This is a genomic window from Olsenella porci (assembly GCF_009695875.1).
Taxonomy (GTDB): Bacteria; Actinomycetota; Coriobacteriia; order Coriobacteriales; family Atopobiaceae; genus Olsenella_H; species Olsenella_H porci.
The window spans coordinates 37,229-54,154 of the sequence record NZ_VUNC01000005.1; the positions used below are offsets into that span (position 1 = coordinate 37,229).

Consider the following 16,926-nt stretch of genomic DNA (forward strand, 5'->3'; position numbering starts at 1 on the left):
CCGCGGGGAGCTGTCGCCCAAATGTGCATCCTACGTGCATTTGTGCCGTCGCCCCTCTCCCCCGACGCGGCAAGCGGGCTTTTTTGGGAAATGCGCCAGCGCACGTGGCACAATCCTTGTATCACCAACACTGTGCCACCGGCCCCCACTGGCGGCGAGACAAGGAGAGTCACATGCCCGAGGCAATCCGCAAGGTCAACATCATCGGTCACCTGCACCCTGACACCGACAGCATCTGCAGCGCGATAGCCCTTGCATACCTCAAGAACCAGACGAGCGACATCGAGTACGAGCCGCGCCGCGCAGGCACCATCAACCGCGAGACCGCGTTTGTGCTCAAGCACTTTGGCGTGCCCGAGCCCCAGCTCATCACCAGCGTTCGCCCGCAGATCAAGGACATCCAGATCCAGCACATGGCGGGCATCGACCGAGAGACCAGCCTGTTCTCCGCCTGGAACCTCATGGGCGAGACCAAGACTGACACGCTCCCCATCACCGACGAGAAGGGTGGCCTTGAGGGCATCATCGCGGTGAAGGACATCGCCAATGCCAACATGGACGTGTTTGACACCACGGTGGTCTCGGAGTCCAAGACCAGGTACGCCAACATCGTCGAGACGCTCAAGGGCGAGATGGTCATGGGCGACGAGGGCGCCTGTGTGGAGAGCGGCAACGTCGTTGTGGGCACCACGCCCGAGATGATGGAGGGCAACATCCTGAAGGGCGACATCGTCCTGGTGACCAACCGCTACGAGACCCAGCGCTTTGCCGTGGAGAGCGGCGCGAGCTGCCTCATCGTGTGCAACGGCGCCGAGCTCTCGCACGTGGTGCAGGAGGCGGCGGAGAGGAACGGCTGCTCGGTCATCACCACGCCCTACTCAACGTATGCGGCCGCTCGCCTGATCAGCATGTCCACGCCCGTGCGCGCCAAGATGCTCCCCGCAAAGGACGTCCTGAGCTTCTCGGTCAACTCCACCGTGGACGACGCCCGCAAGACCATCACGCAGTCGCGCCACCGCTTCTTCCCCGTGCTGGACGAGGACGGTCGCTACGCAGGACTGGTGAGCACCCCCAACCTGCTCAACGTGAACAAGAAGCACATCATCCTCGTGGACCACAACGAGCGCTCCCAGGCGGTCGACGGCCTTGAGCAGGCCGTGATCATGGAGATCGTGGACCACCACCGCATCGGCTCCATCGAGACCTCCGCGCCCGCGATGTTCCGCAACGAGCCCGTTGGCTGCACCTGCACCATCCTGTACAAGATGTACAACGAGCAGGACGTTGAGATCCCCAAGAGCATCGCCGGCCTGATGATGAGCGCCATCCTCTCCGACACCCTGTGCTTCCGCTCCCCCACCTGCACGCCCTTTGACGAGAAGGCAGGCCGCGCGCTCGCCAAGATCTGCGGCGAGGACGTGGACGAGTACGCGGACCAGATGTTCGACGCCGGCGCAGAGCTGACCGGGCGCACGGCGGAGGAGGTCTTCCACCAGGACTTCAAGATCTTCTCCCGTGGCAACGCCCGCTTTGGCGTGGGCCAGGGCAGCTTCATGACCGAGAACAGCCGCAAGGCGGCGGAGGCACTGGTTGGCCCGTACCTCAAGGAGGGCGCGGCAAACGACGAGCTGCCTCTGGTGTTCTACATGTTCACGGACGTGAAGAGCCAGACCACCGAGATGCTGTACTACGGCGAGGGCGCCGAGGACATCGTCGCGCGCGCCTTCAACGTGCAGCCCGTCGACGGCATCGCGACGCTGCCGGGCGTGGTGAGCCGCAAGAAGCAGGTCACGCCCGCCCTCATGAACACGCTGCAGGACGTGCAGGAGGACTAGTCGCAAGGACTATACGAGCGAACCAGGAGGGGGCGTCCCACGCGGGGCGCCCCCTCTTTGTCAGAAGGTACGTCCCGTGCGTACACACGCTACGGAGCTTCTGACATTCGCGGTGCCGGGAGAGCCCCATCTGCCAAAACCCTCGCAGTGTGTGTACACACGGGATAAGGTTTCTGACGTAGGGTCCATCTCTCAGAGGCTGGGAGCCCCTCCTCCGTCGAAAATCTCGTCCCACGCGTACACACGGGACGTACCTTCTGACACGGGGCGGCTCAAGAGATGGCACAGCCCCCTGAGTCCCACGCCACCACGGTAACCGCGGGACATCAATAGGCTAAGAATGGGACGGATCATCCACCTCCTGGACAAGCTGGCCCCCGTAGGCGCCAGGCAGCATGACCCTCCCTATGAGGGCCTTCCCCCCTACCAGGTGCAAGTCGCGTTGCGAGTTGCCCCCCTTGGTGGACCCACTGGCAAAAGTCCCCCGATGCGAGCACTTGCGCCGAAAGACGCCTGCCAGAGAGATGGGCGAGGATCGCGTTCCCCCAGTAGGACTCACATCATAATTTTAATTGTGGCAGCTAGCTCCAGATACGAGTGCTCATTTCCGGCTCCCCCTGCCATTCAATCCCCGAGAGGGGCCCGTTTGGCAACGAACTCCTGCGTGAGTGCTCACTTTGGGAGTTTGCCGTCACAGAACGGGCGATGGGCGTTCACTGATGACCCCTCAACTGGGGTAACGTCGGATTTGTACGGCTCCGCAGGCCGTCCTTCCACGGGGAGGCACTCGTATCGGGCTTTGGCTGCCGGCGGCAGGTGCCATTCCCCCATTCCATGGGCTCTTTTCCCGTGCGGGAGTCGTAGCTAAGCGAGTCCTCGCGAGCACTTCTCCGTCAGGCAGATCCCGGAGGGGAGGCAGGATCAGCAGGGACTCCCCATGGAGCAAACGGCCTACTCCCTGAGGGCGGAATCCACCGGAACCATTGCTGCCGCAGCGCGAGTCAGCTCGGACTCGTGCGTGGCACACGCTCCTCTCCCCTTCTTTGAGCACTTCGTCCGTAGGGGTCCTTGGCCCCGGAACTAGCCCCTCCGTCACGTAGGGGCGTCGCACCGGGTGGCACCCCCCGAGGGACGGGCCGCGAGGCATACAGTAGCTGGTCCAGCGTGTGTCCGTAGGATGGCAGGAACTCGTTCATGAAGTCGCGGACCTCGGGCAGCTCGGTCGCCATCTGGTCGAGCGCGGCACGGGTGGTCCTCTCTGCGGTGACGAACTCCGTGTTGCCGGCACTCCGCTCGTCCAGGCACTTGATGAGAGCGCTGAGTTTGTCCGCCGCCTTCACCAGGCGGCGGAGGAGGGCATCGCCCTCGCTCCCGTCCGACTTGAAGATTCCCTCGTAGACCGGACGGAGGTCGTTTGGCAGCGTCTGCAGGAGCCTCTCCTGCGCGGAGTCCTCCACGGCCCGGTACGCCTCACGGAGCGTGCCGTTGGCGTACTTGACGGGCGTGGGCATGTCCCCCGTAATGATCTCTGACGCATCGTGGTACATGCCCACGAGCGCGGCGCGCTCGGCGTCGAGGTGACGACCGTAACGCTGGTTGCCAATCACACACAGCGCGTGCGCGATCATCGCGACCTCAAGCGAGTGCTCCCCCAAGTTTTCTGGGCGCGAGCTGCGCATGAGCGCCCAGCGCTCGATGTACTTGAGCCTGGAGAGAAGCGCGAGGAAGCTCGACTCGCGCGGCTGTTCCTGTTCCATGTTGACCCTTCCGTTGGGATACCGTGCCATCATACGGCCGACCCCGGACGGGATGGCCCGCCGCGCGACGAAGGGACTCGGCTGGCCTAGAATCGAACCCGTTCGCAGCCCACCTCGCAGATTGGCACCGCATGCACGCGCTTCACGCACGACTTCCCAAGCACTTTGTCCTGGAGGAGCGCCTGGAGCGCTACCGGGACGCCATCGAAACCGACCCCCGCTCGTACGCGGGCGCATGGCGCGAGGCGTGCACACCCCTGGACGGCAGGCAAGCGTTCCGCGAGCTCAGGGTGGACCTTGGCTGCGGCAAGGGCGGCTTTGCCGCGGAGTCCGCCGCTCGGGAGCCCAACGTGCTGTTCGTGGGGATAGACGCCGAGCCCATCTGCATCGCCTACGCCGCGCAGAAGGCGGTTGAGGGCGGCCTGGACAACCTGGTGCTGGTGCCGGCGCTGGGGTCAGCGGTGGACGAGCTCTTCTCCCCCGGCGAGGTGGACCGCATCATCCTCAACTTTCCCACGCCCTTTCCCAAGAAGCGCGATGCCTGGCAGCGTCTGACCCACCTCGACCAGCTGATGCGTTACCGCACGGTGCTCGCACCCGGCGGGAGCGTGGTGCTCAAGACGGACAGCCAGCCGCTGTTCGACTTCTCGCTCACGCAGTTTGACCTGGCGGGATACCGCCTGACGTGGCGAAGCTCCGACGCCCGCCGCGACCGTCCGGACGACCCCATGAGCTGGTACGAGGAGCGCCTCTCGGCACAGGGTGCCACGGTCTTTGGGCTGGAGGCAGTCCCCGGACCCGCCCCCGAGCACGTGGAGCAGACCGCCGAACTGAGTCTGGCAGAGTACCTGCCGCAGGACCTCACCAACCTGTCGTACGTCCCCCATGGCATGGAGGGCACGGTCACCAACCTGCGCAACCTCAGGGCAAAGCGCGCAATGGGAAAGCGCGAGGGGTAATGGGCGAGACAAACGCCGCCCCCGTCTCCCAAGAGGGACGGGGGCGGCTGCCATCTGCATGGGCTTTGGCCATGGTGGGAGTGACCTCTCCCCCAGGCAATCGCGCAAACGACGACGGTCCGCCTACAGCCTGGTGACGCTAACCTTGTCCACGAGGGAGTCGACGAGGTCGCGGGGGGCCGCCTGCGTGCCGGACTGCATCACGTTGGCGGCGCCGGTTGCCATCGCGAGCCTGACGGTGTCATCCAGCCCCATGCCCAGGTCCTCCGCGTAGGCGAGCGCCGCCACCACAGAGTCGCCCGCGCCAACCGTGGAGCCCACGGGCACCTTGACGGAGCCACCCTTCACCACGTGGTCGCGGCTCACGAACATGGCACCGGCGCCACCCATGGAAACGACAACGTTGTCCAGCCCCTTCTCCACGAGCTCGCGCGCAGCCTCCGCGACCTTGTCGTCGGTGTCGAGCTTGCGGCCCAGCATGAAGCCGAGCTCGATCTCGTTGGGCTTGATGAGGTACGGGCCGGCGGAGATGCCCGCCACCAGCTTGTCGCCGTCGGCGTCGAGGAAGACCTTGGCGCCCGCCTCCTTGAGGGCCGAGACCCACGTGGCGTACGTCCTGGGGCTTGCCCCGCGCGGGAGCGAGCCGGAGAGAACCGTGATGTCGCCGGGCTTCACGACGTCCACGAGCTGCGCCAGCATGCCGTCCAGCATCTGGTCGCTCACCTCGGGGCCGGGCTCGTTGATGTCGGTGTGGGTGTCTCCCGTGGGGTCCACGACCTTGAGGTTGGTGCGCGTCTCTCCCTCGACCTGGAAGCTGCGGAGCTCAATGCCCTGGTCGGCCAGCATGGCGGCGATGGTATTGCCGGTGTTGCCCGCCAGGACGGCGTAGGCGACGCTGGTGCCACCCAGCTGGCGGATGACCTTTGAGACGTTGATGCCCTTGCCGCCCGGGTCGCTGCGAAGCTGCGAGATCCGGTTGACGCGATCGAGGGTGAAGCCGTCCACCTGGGCGGTCTTGTCAAGCGCTGGGTTGAGCGTGACGGTGTAGATCATGGGATCACTCGCCTTCCGTGTGCCTTGGTGCGACCGGTGCGTCCACCCCAAGTCTACCAGCGCGCGGGCCATGCCCCGACAACGTTGCCGCAAGCGTTCTGCCACGGCGGTGGGCCACCCCGCCTGGGGGCGCTACTCTCCCCTGAGCTCGCTCAGGAACTCGTCCCCGTAGCGGCGGAGCTTGGTCTTGCCCACACCCGAGACCTGCAGGAGCTCGTCGCGCGTGGTGGGCCTGCGACGCACCATGGCACGGAGCGTGGCATCGGAGAAGACCACGTACGGGGGCACGCCCGCCTCGTCGGCCAGGGACTTTCGCAGCGCCCTCAGGCGCTGGAACAGGCGCTCGTCCTCGTCGGTGACCTCCGCCTCGCTGGGAAGCTCGCGCTCGCGCGCGCCACGGCCGAAGGTGGTGCGGGAACGCACCGCACCCAGGTAGTCGTCGGGCGAGAGGTGCCTGCACACCGAACAGCCGCCGCATCCTCCGTCCGAGGGAGGGACCGCCTGCCCAAAGTAGGTGAGGACCCTCCTGCGCAGGCAGGTGTCGCTCATGGCGTAGCCGATCATCTTGGAGAGCAGGGCGTTGCGGCTGGCGAGGAGGCGCTCCCGGTCCGCACGCGTGGTCTCGGGCGGGAACTCCGTGTTGTCGATCAGGAAGTGGCAGGTGCGGATGTCGCCGCGGCTCCACAGCAGGAAGCACTCGGCGGGCTCCCCGTCGCGCCCCGCGCGACCCGCCTCCTGGTAGTACTCCTCGAGCGACAGGGGCAGGCCCACGTTGACCACGTAGCGGACGTCGGACTTGTCGATGCCCATGCCAAATGCGTTGGTGGCGACCATGACCTGGGCGTCATCCCTCACAAATGCCTCCTGGGCGGCGGAGCGACTCTGGTTGTCGTAGCCGGCGTGGTAGGCGACGGCCCGCACCCCGGCGTCACGCAGGGCATCCGCCAGCGCGTCGACCTTCTTTCGCGTTGTCGCGTACACAATGCCGCTCTGGTCACGATGGGACAGCGCATACGAGACCACCCACCGCTCGCGCGCCTTGGGCGTGAGCTCGAAGGAGGAGAGCGTGAGGTTGGGGCGGTCGAACCCGTTGACCTGCACCGTTGGGTCGCGCAAACCAAGAAGAGAGACGATGTCCGCGCGCACGCGGGCGGTGGCGGTGGCAGTGAGCGCCGCGACCACCGGGCGCTTGGGCAGGGCGTCCACAAACCCCGCAATCCCCCGGTAGGCCGGGCGGAAGTCCTGGCCCCACTGGCTCACGCAGTGCGCCTCGTCCACCGCCACCAGGGGCACGCTCGCCCGGCTGGCAAAATCCAGGAACCGACCGTCCCGCAGGCGCTCCGGGGCAACGTACATGACGTCGTACCAGCCGTCCAGCGCCCGCTGCATCACGATCTCCTGCTGCCGCGGGTTGAGCGTTGAGTTGAGGTACGAGCCCCGGAGGCCCGCCTCCTTGAGCGAGCGCACCTGGTCTCCCATGAGCGAGATGAGCGGCGACACCACCAGCGTGAGGCCACCAAGGAGCGTCGCCGGTATCTGGTAGCACACCGACTTGCCGGCACCCGTGGGCATGACCGCCAGGCTGTCCCGCCCGTCGAGGATGGACGAGATGACCTCCGCCTGCCCAGGCCTGAACGACTCGTAGCCAAAGTAGCGCGAGAGCGCCTGCCGCGCGTCCTCCATGGTTGGCATGGGGCACTCCTCCCCGCTCGTCTCTCCCCCAGCGCCCACTAAGCGCCGTGGGCCAAACCACGATTGTAGGCCGTGGGGGCGACGCTACGAACGCGGGTGGGCGAGAGGCTACCCCTCGTCGTCCTCGTAGGTCGCCAGGGCGTCGAACAGTCGCGCAATCCTGAGGTCGGGGATGACCCACAGCGAGAAAGCGAGGACCATCGCGACGAACGCCAGGTGCGTGGTGGGGAGCGCGATGGCAAGGACAAGCGCCACGGCCTCGAGCCCCAGCGTCCAGCGCTCCTTGGCGAGCGACTTGTGCTGCAGCTCGCTCATGCCGCTGATGGAGAGCTGGCAGCTCACGGCGTTGCGGATCACACGCTCCAGGTTCATGTACGAGAGCGAGACCAGCATGTTGAGCACGATGTAGCAGGTGGTGGGCAGGGCCGCGAAGTCGGTCTTCTGGATCCAGTCGGTGGCGAGGGGGAAGAACGAGAGCACGAACAGGAACAGGAGGTTGGACCACAGCATGCGCCCCGTGGTGCGCTGCACCAGGTTGAGGAGGTGGTGGTGGTTGTTCCAGTACGTCCCCACGCCCACGAAGCTGACCGCGTAGCAGATGACGGCGGGACCGAGCGAAAGCAGATCTGCCATCCCAGAGCCCTCCGGGGCGGATATCCCCAGCACCATGATCGTGATGATGATGGCGATGACGCCGTCGCTAAACGCCTCCATGCGACCCTTGGGCATGGCAACCCCCGTCCCTTTGGCCCGCACCCCATGCGCAGGCTGGGGCGATGATACCGCACGTCGGACGGGGAGGGTGCGGCTCAGGCGCCGCCCAGGGGCACGCGAAGCAGCTCGTCGTAGGTTAGCTCGCCACCCTCGGGATGGTGGCTCCACATCAGGCTCGCCGAGCGGACCTCAAACTCAAGCGTGCCGACGGGATGAGCCAGGGGAGAGGAGAGGCGCCCCTCTCCCCCATCCCCCACCACCGGCTGCCAGCCGCCCTTTGGCCGGGCGCCGCGGAAGAGCGTGATGTGCGGGCAAAACTGGCTTGCGGTGTCGGGGAGACGGTCACCCAGCCCCTGGTCGGCGAGGGCTTGCACCAGGGACGCCTGGAGGCGGGCGAGCCCCTGGAGCCCCGGACCATCCGCGACTCCCTGCCACACCACGCCCCCGCCACGCCCGTGCTCGAACACGCCCATCCCTCCTAGGGCGAGGGAGAGGGGCCGAGACTGCCCGCAGGCTACCCTTAGGGCGCGCGCCGCCGCCTCCCGCTCTCCGGCGTCGCACATGCCAATGAAGGCGAGCGTGAGGTGGAGGTTGCCCCGCGAGGTAGGCCTCCCCTTCGCAAGTAGCGGCGCAACCTCACGCTGCGCGTGGCAGAGCTCGTCTCTCACCCGCTCGTTGGGCAGCACCGCCAGGAACAGCCTCGTCCGACCGTCCGCCGCGTCGTCCGCCATCCGGCACCTCCCGCGATGGTTTTTGCCAACTTGCCGACCGCGCCACCACCCGGCCGTCCCTTCCTGTTAGAGTCCAGTCTATGCACGTTGCGAACATCCGGCGATGGGAGGATCCCATGAGCGAGAACGACGAGGCAACCGACTACATCGACATCGACTTTGACGACGGCACCCAGGTTCGCTGCGAGGTCCAGGGCGTGTTTGACCTCGATGGCGAGGAGTACATCGCGCTGCTGCCCGAGGACGGGTCGGACGACGTGTACCTGTACGGCTACCACGAGTACGAGGAGGACCAGACCTACGAGCTGGTCGACATCCTGGACGACGACCTGTTCCAGCGGGTCTCGGACCGCTATGACGAGGTCGCGGCGGAGCAGGCCGAGATCGACGAGGAGCTTGCCGCCGAGGAGGACGCGGAGGCAGAGGCCGAGGAAGAGGCAGCCGAGGAGGACTCCGAGGAGTAGCCTGACGCAACATCCTTTGGCAGGGGCCTTGCAAGGGGCCGCCGCCCGGGACGAACCGGGTGGCGGCCCCTTTTGTTTGCGCAGATGGACGAACCCGCCAATCCCAATGTGCCATGCAGGTGGCCGCGTGGGCCGGGGAGTGGTCCCCATTGGGTAGTAACCTATGAGCGCTCGAAATACCACCAACCCCGCCTCCGCGGCGGGCAAACATAGCTTGGAGCCCATCATGCCCAGACTCACACCCGGCAACAGACTGTACTTCTACCAGCTCTTCTCCACGCGGCTGGGGGTCGGCGTCCAGACGCCCCTCCCCAAGGTGGAGGAGCTGCTGGACGAGGAGGACGTCGATCCCGCCGACGTTGGCTGCGAGGACGTTCAGCAGCTCCTCTCCCAGATGCCGGAGTTCATAAAGCTCACGGTGTTCAAGAAAGGCCGCGCCTACGTGACGGTGCAGCGTCGGGAGGATTGGGACCAGGTGCTGGCACGCGCCGGGGAGGAGCGCCAGAAGAAGGCTCCGGCAACGGGTGCCAAGGCATGGAAGCACAAGAAGAGCAGTAAGGATCCCAAGCCCGCGAAGCCTCGCCACCGCAGGGAGAGGCATGGCGGCTCAGGCACCGAGAAGGCAGCGATGCAGCCAGACGGGGACGACGAGAGGGCCGCTGAGTCGGTGGCGAGTGCGACGGAGCCGGTCGAAACGGTTGTGCGCGACGAAACCAAGGCGGTGCAAGCCAGCGAGTCGGGCAACCGCGCCACAGAGGCGGTGCAGGCATCGCCACAGCCCAAGCCCAATGTCGCGGCGACGCAGCTTGAAGACGCGGGACAGCAGGAGGGGCCCCAGCCAGCAGCCCAGGCTGACAAGGCAAGGCAGCAGGCGGAGCCCTCGGGGGATGTCGCGGGCGAGACGCCCAAGGCGAGCGAGCCTCGGGCCAAGACGGACGCCGCCTCCATCGCAGACGGCTCGCACGAGGGCGCGGATGCCAACTCCGCCCCGGCAGAGCATGCACCCGCACCGAAGTCCGCCACCAGCGACCCGGAGGCCGCCCCGGCGGACGGCGAGCCCGCAATCAAACTGACCATCACCTACGACCCCTACCGTGACATGGAGGAGGACCTGGACGCCGCACTGCGCGAGGCGGAGGACGGAGCCAGGCGCGAGGCCGACGAGGTTGCCCGAGCGGAGGGCGCACGGCCCCTCTCGCCCCACACGAAGACGAAGCCATCGGGCAGCAACGGTGCCGCACACCACGACTCCACCCACGCGCGCAAGGCAGCTCGGCACGACGCCGTAGTGCAGAGCCCCGCCGATGCCGAGCCCGCGACCCCCGCGGTCGCGGCGCCGGACATCCCCTCCCCCGTAAGGCTACAGGCGGACCTGCCGCAGGACTTCGCGAGCGAGGTCCACTGCACCGACCGCCTGCTCCAGCTTCTGTACCGCACCCTGCCCATCGACGCGGACGTGATGTCCGTGCTGGACGAGGACTGGCGCGTTGCCCGATCCACGGGATCCCTGGGCGGGACGCGCAGCAAGGTCACCTTCCCGCTGCGCTACCTGCAGGAGGACGGCTCCTCGCACGTGATGGTGACGCTGCGTCGCTCCTCCAAGGCGACCGCCGGCAAGCGCTGGGCGCTGGCATACGTGGACGGCGACGACGGCACGGGAGACACGCACCAGGCCGTTGGGCTTGAGGGCCTGCCCAAGGAGGACGAAGGCGCCTGGAGCGACCTTGCCGGTTCCTCCCTTGGCATGGCTCCCACAACGAGTCCCGCGCGCGAGCTCGCCCAGTTTGCCGTGATAGGCTCCTGGGACGAGTTCCTGGGCGCCCTGGCGACCATGGCGGCCCCAGAGCGCTGGAACTACCCCGGCGAGGGCGTGGGCAAGGCGAGCCGCTACGGCGTCCTGCGCGAGTACCTTACGGTCACGTTCCACCGCCTCCTCGCCACCGACGGCGTGCGCATTGCGGCGGACGGGTCGCTGGCAGCCTTTGACACCGGGCTCCACACGGCGTTCTGGCAGGACATCTACGCCTGCTTCGCGCCGCACAGGGGAGACATACCCTGGCAGTTCAGTGGATTCTGCACCGCTGGCTCCGGCGAGCTGGGGGCGCGCCTGGTGGCATCCCTCGACCCGCTCCCCCAGCCGGCGCGCTACCTGGAGCGCATAGGCGACGTGTTCCCCCAGCCGGGCAGGATGGTGGTCCTGGACACCGAGTCACTGGTCATGCGCCAGCTCGGCCGCCTACCCCGCGCGTTCCTGCAGGAGCAGGTGGGAACGAGCTCCGTTGCGAGCGAGGCCCTTGGCCGCGTGCTCTCCAACCCAGGCGACGCGAGGGCGCAGACCGAGCTCTCGCGTGCCATCAAGGGTGATCCGGGGACCTACCGCCGCGTGGGCCGCGCCCTCGACGACGCCTGCGACCTCGCCCTCCGCAGGGCTCGTGCGAGCTACCGCACCGTCGCCCCCGCCTTTGACCCGCAGACGGACTCAATGCGGCTGCTGCTTCCCCTCTGCCTGGTGAGCGACGACAAGGTAGACTGCGCCCTTGCCCTCGCGCCCCAGCCTACTGGCAACTACCAGGGGACCGCGATCCTCTCGCTCCCCCGCGCCTACGCCTGCTCCAGGGTCGTGGGAGAGGAGCAGCCATCCTGGCTGCAGCCCCAGGACGTCCTTGCCTAGGGTTTCGAGCGTCAACCTGGGCCCTATGGGGGGCCTGGGCACAGCCGCCTGCTGGGGAAATGCGAGCGTTGGCAGAGAGCGGAGGCCCAGAAGGCTCTCGCCCGTCGAAAACCCTGTCCCGCGCGTGCATACGTGGACGCTTTCTGACGCAGGGAGGCCAAGCGATGTCAGGCGCCTCGGGCCTCGGGCAGCCACAGTTGCGACGGGGTGTCGATGGGCTGGGAATGGGACGGTTCGTTGACCATCCGAGCTGTTCAGCAGCTCCGTGCGCCAGGACCACGGCCGTCCCCGCGGCACCCCTCCCTGCCAGGGACGGGTGCCGTCGCGCGCCAGGGGCCTCCCACGGAGGCCCCTGGCGAGAAGCTCCCGACGTGAGCTCTCATGTCAGGCCCCGTTGCCATGGGCCATGCGACGTTTGACGACCGAAAGCCTTCCAACTGGGAAACGTCGACAAGGTCCGATACCCAGGCCCCTCGCCCTGACGGGAAGGTGCTCACATCGGGCCTCGGCCGCCATCGGTCGCCGGGATGACGGAACGGTTGGCAGACCCACCTCGCTTCGTTAAAAAACAGATACGCCCCGCTTACGCTGCCGTTGCGGCAGACTTCCACGGCTACACTGGGTTGGTCGTTAACGGCCCTGTAGCCGCAAGGCGTGCACGGAGGTAAGCGCATGGCGAAGATCCAGATGAAGACGCCGCTCGTCGAGATGGACGGCGACGAGATGACCCGCATCATGTGGCAGATGATCAAGGATGACCTGATCTGCCCATTTGTGGACCTCAAGACCGAGTACTACGACCTGGGGCTCGAGAACAGGGAGGCGACTAAGGACCAGGTGACCGTGGACTCCGCCAACGCCACCAAGCGCCTGGGCGTCGCCGTGAAGTGCGCCACCATCACCCCCAACGCGCAGCGCGTGGAGGAGTACCACCTGTCGAAGATGTGGAAGAGCCCCAACGGCACCATCCGCGCAATGCTCGACGGTACCGTGTTCCGCGCCCCCATCGTGGTGCGCGGCATCGAACCCGTCGTCCGCAACTGGAAGAAGCCCATCACCATCGCACGTCACGCCTACGGTGACGTGTACAAGAACGCCGAGATCCGCGTGCCCGGCCCGGGCAAGGCCGAGCTGGTCTTCACGGCGGAGGATGGCACCCAGACCCGCGAGCTGATCCACGAGTTCAGCGGCCCCGGCGTGATCCAGGGCATGCACAACCTAGACGACTCCATCAGCAGCTTTGCGCGCAGCTGCTTTGAGTACGCGCTCGCCACGGGCCAGGACCTGTGGTTTGCCACCAAAGATACGATCTCGAAGACCTACGATCACCGCTTCAAGGACATCTTTGCCGAGATGTACGAGGCAGAGTACCGCGAGCGGTTTGAGAAGGCAGGCATTACCTACTTCTACACCCTCATCGACGACGCCGTGGCCCGCGTGATGAAGGCGGAGGGCGGCTTTATCTGGGCGTGCAAGAACTACGACGGCGACGTGATGAGCGACATGCTCTCGAGCGCCTTCGGAAGCCTTGCGATGATGACGTCGGTGCTGGTCTCGCCCCACGGCTACTACGAGTACGAGGCGGCGCACGGCACGGTGCAGCGCCACTACTACAAGCACCTGCGCGGGGAGGAGACGTCCACCAACTCGGTCGCCACGATCTTTGCCTGGACCGGGGCGCTTCGCAAGCGCGGCGAGCTTGACTCCCTGCCCGAGCTGGTCAACTTTGCCGATGCCCTGGAGCGCGCGACCGTGGACACCATCGAGAGCGGCCGCATGACGGGTGACCTTGCGCGCATCACCACAATCCCCAGCCCCATCAAGCTCAACACCGAGGACTTCATCCTGGCGGTCGCCGACCAGCTGAGAAGCGAGCTCGATCAGTAGCAGGCAAGACGGTCGAGACACGCGACCCCCATGCCAGGGACCCGACGGCCTTGGCATGGGGGTTGTCTCGTCTGCCGACGAGACCAGCGTGCCCGTCTACCCCTGCCCTTTGCGGAGCGCCTCGAGCCGGTCGAGGAGGTCGAGGCCACGGTCCCGCAGCATGAGCGCGTTGGCGCAGGTCACAAAGGAGTCCGACCCGTGCGCCGCCTGGAAGCCCATGAACTCGGGGTCCACGGAGAGACGCGTGACGAAGACCAGGGTCTCCTCTCCCTCGCCAAAGGCGCGCGACACAAAGTCGATGGCGTGATCGACCTGGGCGGAGACCCGCCTGACGCGATGGGAGAGGGTCCTCACCACGTCGTTGTAGCGTCCCTTGGCACCGCCCAGGCCGCCCTTTGCGATCATGGGGCAGAGCTCGCGGAGCAGGGCTAGCCTGCGGGCGCAGACGGCGCGCCGGCGGTCCGACGCAAAGCCGCGCGACACCAGACCGGCAAGCTCTATCTCGCAGTCGGACACCACGGCACCTGCCGCCTGGGGCTCGTCCCCCAGCGTCTTGAGGATGTCGCGCACCTGGCGCACGGCCTCCTCCTCTATCCGAACGCCATGGACGGCCGAGAGCAGTGCCGACTCCAACAGGCTCACCACCGCCATGCGCTCGTCCAGGTCCGCTCCGGAGACGCGCGCCACCGTGGCGTCGTCCGCGAGGCCGTCGAGCACCCGCGCCACGTCCAGGTCGTCGCGATACTTCCCAAACAGCTCGAGGTAGAGCGAGAAGTCCTCGGCGACCTCGTCATCCTGCAGGTACTGCCCAACCAGGTAGGGGTCCACGTCGATGCCCTCGCGCTCGTAGGCCTGCAGCATGCGAGAGAGGTCCTCCCAGCCGCGTGCGGTCACCACGCGCGTGCCCTCGACGGTGCTCCGCACCCGGAAGAAGTTCTCGGGCTTCTCGTCCAGGTAGGAGGTGATTGCCGGGTGCACGCCGTGCGCGGCGGCATATCCCATCCACGCGTCGAGGTCCGGCTCCACGTCGATGCGCTTGAGGCGGTCCATCATCGCGGGGTCAAACTCGCGGGCGGCGCGGTTGTACTCGGGCGGGTTGCCGGCGCACACGATGACCCATCCCATCGGCAGCCGATGCTGGCCAAACGTCTTGTATTGGAGGAACTGCAGCATGGAGGGCATGAGCGTCTCGCTCGCGCAGTTAATCTCGTCCAGGAAGAGGATTCCCTCTCGCCCGCCCGACGACCTCATGGCGTCGTACACCGAGGCGATGATCTCGCTCATGGTGTAGCGACTGACCTTGTAGCTCTCGCCCTCGAACTCCTCGTCCACGATGTAGGGCAGGCCTAGGGCGCTCTGGCGCGTGTGGTGCGTGATGGAGTAGCTCACGAAGCACAGGCCGAGCCGCTCGGCAACCTGCGAGACGATTGCCGTCTTCCCCACCCCAGGAGGCCCCATGAGGATGATGGGCCGCTGCATCTGGGGCGGGATGAGGTAGATGCCCTCGTCGTCCCTTGCCAGGTATGCGCGCACCGCGCCCTCGACCTGCCCTGCCGCCTGCTGGATGTTCACCGTGCGCCTCCCTGCGCCTCGCCCTGGCCCGCCCCCAGTTCGTCTGGGTCGAGCACCACCTTGATGGCCCACGGCGGGACTGACGCCGTGGGGAAGTCCCTGTCGTAGAACACGAAGGCGACCCGGTAGTCCGGGACCCTGCTGGGATAGATGCCCCAGCCGTCTGTGAGGTAGACCAGCCCCGAGAGGTCCCGGAGCCTGCCCTGATGGCGCAGCCGGTCCACGTAGTCAAAGGCCGGCCTGAAGTCCGTTCCCCCTCCTCCGACCACGCGGACCTGGCTCTGCCAGCGCCTGAGGTCGTCCTCGCTCGACAGGCACACGTCGCTGCGCACGCCCGCGTCTGCCATGATCACGTGGACGTTGGTCCTGTCGCCCATGGCACCGCCATCCCGCAGCATGCCAAAGGTCAGGTCGACGAAGCGCCTGACCATGGCCAGGGACACGGACGCCGAGGTGTCGATGACCACCACGAAGTCACGCAGGGTCCGGCGCTCGCGGTACTCCAGGCTCTCGATCAGGGGCATGTTGCCATAGAGGCTGAGCCCAAGTTCGTAGAACGCGTAGTCAAACTCGTCGGGCGAGACGCGCATCTCCTCCCGCTCGCGGGCAAAGCGCCTGATGAAGTCTGCGTAGCTCGCCCTGTGCCGCGTCGCCGCCTCGATCTGGCACTCAAGGTTGCCCAGGCCCTGCCCCCGTCCGCGCGAGAGCGTGCGCAGGTCAACGGCCGTGCTCTTGGCAACGTGCTCCCAGCGCCTGCGGAGCTCGTCTCGCTCTCGGGGGGAGAGGGGACTCCTGTCGCCGCCGCCCGTCTCACCGGCATCCGGGGCGCCGTCACCGTGACTCGCGCGACCCGGTGCGTCCGGGGGCGGGGTGCCGCCGCTGCCCGCGGGATCTCCCTGGACATCGGTGCCGCGGGTCTCTCCCCTGCCGCCCGCGGGGTCGGCCGAACGCCCCCTGCTTGCGCCGGCGAGCCAGCCGGACGCGTCATCACAGCGAAACACCCGCTGCCAAGACCGGCGAGAGGAGCGATACCTCCCCTCGCGGAGGGCGCGGTAGATCCTCTCGGCGGTGAGCGGCTCGCCCAGGTCGCGCGCAAGGCGGGAGAGGACCACCCCCTGCGCCTGCCCGCGCTCGCCGGGGCGCGGTCCGCACACCTCTGCCACGATCCTCTCGGCGGCGATGTCACAAGCGAGCTGCCACGCCGCCGGGTCCTTGGCGACCTCCCCGCCCATGAACGGGTGGAGAAGCAGGCAGTGGGCTAGAACGTGCACGTAGTCCCTGACGGGTGGCTCGCGCGTGCGGCCCAGGTCGAGCAGGATGCACTCCGGGTCGTACCACAGCGTGCGGCCGTCGGTCGCAAAGGGGGCGCCAAGGCCGGATGCCGGCTTTGGGGTGAGCATGCCAGCCGCCTGCGAGAGGAAGTAGCTGCCCGAGATCGCTCGGCTCACGGCAAGGCGTACGGTGTCGGCCGCCAACCTGTTGGGAGTGTCGCCAAGTCGCGACGAACCCATGTCGGAATCCCCCGCCATCTGGTCGCCACCCCTCCCGAACCTGCCGAAACGCCGCCGATGCGGCCCCGGACGCCTACGCA

12 protein-coding genes are annotated in these 16,926 nt (G+C 67.1%); 5 read left to right on the plus strand and 7 right to left on the minus strand.

What is annotated here, in order from left to right; all coding sequences use genetic code 11:
* Positions 1–173 precede the first annotated feature (173 nt).
* Positions 174–1,835, plus strand: a complete 1,662-nt coding sequence (locus FYJ68_RS06870; protein WP_154435360.1) for a putative manganese-dependent inorganic diphosphatase — start codon at positions 174–176, stop codon at positions 1,833–1,835.
* Between the two features lie 1,001 nt (positions 1,836–2,836).
* Here FYJ68_RS06870 and yfbR read toward each other — a convergent pair.
* Positions 2,837–3,592, minus strand: coding sequence for a 5'-deoxynucleotidase (yfbR, locus tag FYJ68_RS06875; RefSeq protein ID WP_154435362.1), 756 nt, complete (start codon positions 3,590–3,592; stop codon positions 2,837–2,839).
* 131 nt (positions 3,593–3,723) lie between these two features.
* On the opposite strand from yfbR, the gene trmB reads away from it, so the two are divergent.
* Positions 3,724–4,551, plus strand: coding sequence for a tRNA (guanine(46)-N(7))-methyltransferase TrmB (gene trmB, locus FYJ68_RS06880; protein ID WP_154435364.1), 828 nt, complete (start codon positions 3,724–3,726; stop codon positions 4,549–4,551).
* A gap of 123 nt (positions 4,552–4,674) precedes the next feature.
* On the opposite strand, the gene pfkB is transcribed toward trmB, so the two are convergent.
* From pfkB to thpR, 4 genes are all read right to left on the minus strand, one after another.
* Positions 4,675–5,604 (minus strand): 1-phosphofructokinase, encoded by a 930-nt coding sequence (pfkB, locus tag FYJ68_RS06885; RefSeq protein WP_154435366.1) that lies wholly within the window; start codon positions 5,602–5,604, stop codon positions 4,675–4,677.
* Positions 5,605–5,736: 132 nt separating this feature from the next.
* Entirely contained in the window at positions 5,737–7,296 is a 1,560-nt protein-coding gene (locus FYJ68_RS06890) for a RecQ family ATP-dependent DNA helicase (RefSeq protein WP_154435368.1), read from the minus strand.
* Between the two features lie 108 nt (positions 7,297–7,404).
* On the minus strand, positions 7,405–8,010 hold the full coding sequence (locus FYJ68_RS06895) for a TMEM175 family protein (RefSeq protein WP_229772106.1): 606 nt from the start codon (positions 8,008–8,010) through the stop codon (positions 7,405–7,407).
* 95 nt (positions 8,011–8,105) lie between these two features.
* Complete coding sequence (gene thpR, locus FYJ68_RS06900; RefSeq protein ID WP_154435372.1) at positions 8,106–8,741, minus strand: RNA 2',3'-cyclic phosphodiesterase; 636 nt, start codon at positions 8,739–8,741, stop codon at positions 8,106–8,108.
* Between the two features lie 116 nt (positions 8,742–8,857).
* Between thpR and FYJ68_RS10365 the strand changes: the two genes are divergently transcribed.
* From FYJ68_RS10365 to FYJ68_RS06915, 3 genes are all read left to right on the plus strand, one after another.
* Positions 8,858–9,205 (plus strand): DUF1292 domain-containing protein, encoded by a 348-nt coding sequence (locus tag FYJ68_RS10365; protein ID WP_154435374.1) that lies wholly within the window; start codon positions 8,858–8,860, stop codon positions 9,203–9,205.
* Positions 9,206–9,431: 226 nt separating this feature from the next.
* Positions 9,432–11,876, plus strand: a complete 2,445-nt coding sequence (locus FYJ68_RS06910) for a DUF3825 domain-containing protein (RefSeq protein ID WP_195837748.1) — start codon at positions 9,432–9,434, stop codon at positions 11,874–11,876.
* A 672-nt stretch (positions 11,877–12,548) separates the two neighbouring features.
* Positions 12,549–13,763 carry an NADP-dependent isocitrate dehydrogenase gene (locus tag FYJ68_RS06915; protein ID WP_154435378.1) on the plus strand — a complete coding sequence of 405 codons (1,215 nt, stop codon included), beginning with the start codon at positions 12,549–12,551 and terminating at the stop codon, positions 13,761–13,763.
* A 96-nt stretch (positions 13,764–13,859) separates the two neighbouring features.
* Here the strand turns inward: FYJ68_RS06915 and FYJ68_RS06920 are convergent, their stop codons facing one another.
* Positions 13,860–15,335: an ATP-binding protein gene (locus tag FYJ68_RS06920; RefSeq protein ID WP_326832259.1), complete on the minus strand. Its 1,476-nt coding sequence runs from the start codon at positions 15,333–15,335 to the stop codon at positions 13,860–13,862.
* Complete coding sequence (locus FYJ68_RS06925; protein ID WP_195837749.1) at positions 15,332–16,846, minus strand: vWA domain-containing protein; 1,515 nt, start codon at positions 16,844–16,846, stop codon at positions 15,332–15,334. The genes FYJ68_RS06920 and FYJ68_RS06925 overlap by 4 nt, the downstream gene beginning before the upstream one ends.
* Positions 16,847–16,926: the final 80 nt, after the last annotated feature.

What these genes read in the sequence shown, in the direction of transcription:
- thpR (WP_154435372.1), bottom strand. Translation starts at nt 8,741, where the DNA reads ATGGCGGACGACGCGGCGGACGGTCGGACGAGGCTGTTCCTGGCGGTG.
- FYJ68_RS06925 (WP_195837749.1), bottom strand. Translation starts at nt 16,846, where the DNA reads ATGGGTTCGTCGCGACTTGGCGACACTCCCAACAGGTTGGCGGCCGAC.
- FYJ68_RS06890 (WP_154435368.1), bottom strand. Translation starts at nt 7,296, where the DNA reads ATGCCAACCATGGAGGACGCGCGGCAGGCGCTCTCGCGCTACTTTGGC.
- pfkB (WP_154435366.1), bottom strand. Translation starts at nt 5,604, where the DNA reads ATGATCTACACCGTCACGCTCAACCCAGCGCTTGACAAGACCGCCCAG.
- FYJ68_RS06895 (WP_229772106.1), bottom strand. Translation starts at nt 8,010, where the DNA reads ATGGAGGCGTTTAGCGACGGCGTCATCGCCATCATCATCACGATCATG.
- trmB (WP_154435364.1), top strand. Translation starts at nt 3,724, where the DNA reads ATGCACGCGCTTCACGCACGACTTCCCAAGCACTTTGTCCTGGAGGAG.
- yfbR (WP_154435362.1), bottom strand. Translation starts at nt 3,592, where the DNA reads ATGGAACAGGAACAGCCGCGCGAGTCGAGCTTCCTCGCGCTTCTCTCC.
- FYJ68_RS06870 (WP_154435360.1), top strand. Translation starts at nt 174, where the DNA reads ATGCCCGAGGCAATCCGCAAGGTCAACATCATCGGTCACCTGCACCCT.
- FYJ68_RS06915 (WP_154435378.1), top strand. Translation starts at nt 12,549, where the DNA reads ATGGCGAAGATCCAGATGAAGACGCCGCTCGTCGAGATGGACGGCGAC.
- FYJ68_RS06910 (WP_195837748.1), top strand. Translation starts at nt 9,432, where the DNA reads ATGCCCAGACTCACACCCGGCAACAGACTGTACTTCTACCAGCTCTTC.
- FYJ68_RS10365 (WP_154435374.1), top strand. Translation starts at nt 8,858, where the DNA reads ATGAGCGAGAACGACGAGGCAACCGACTACATCGACATCGACTTTGAC.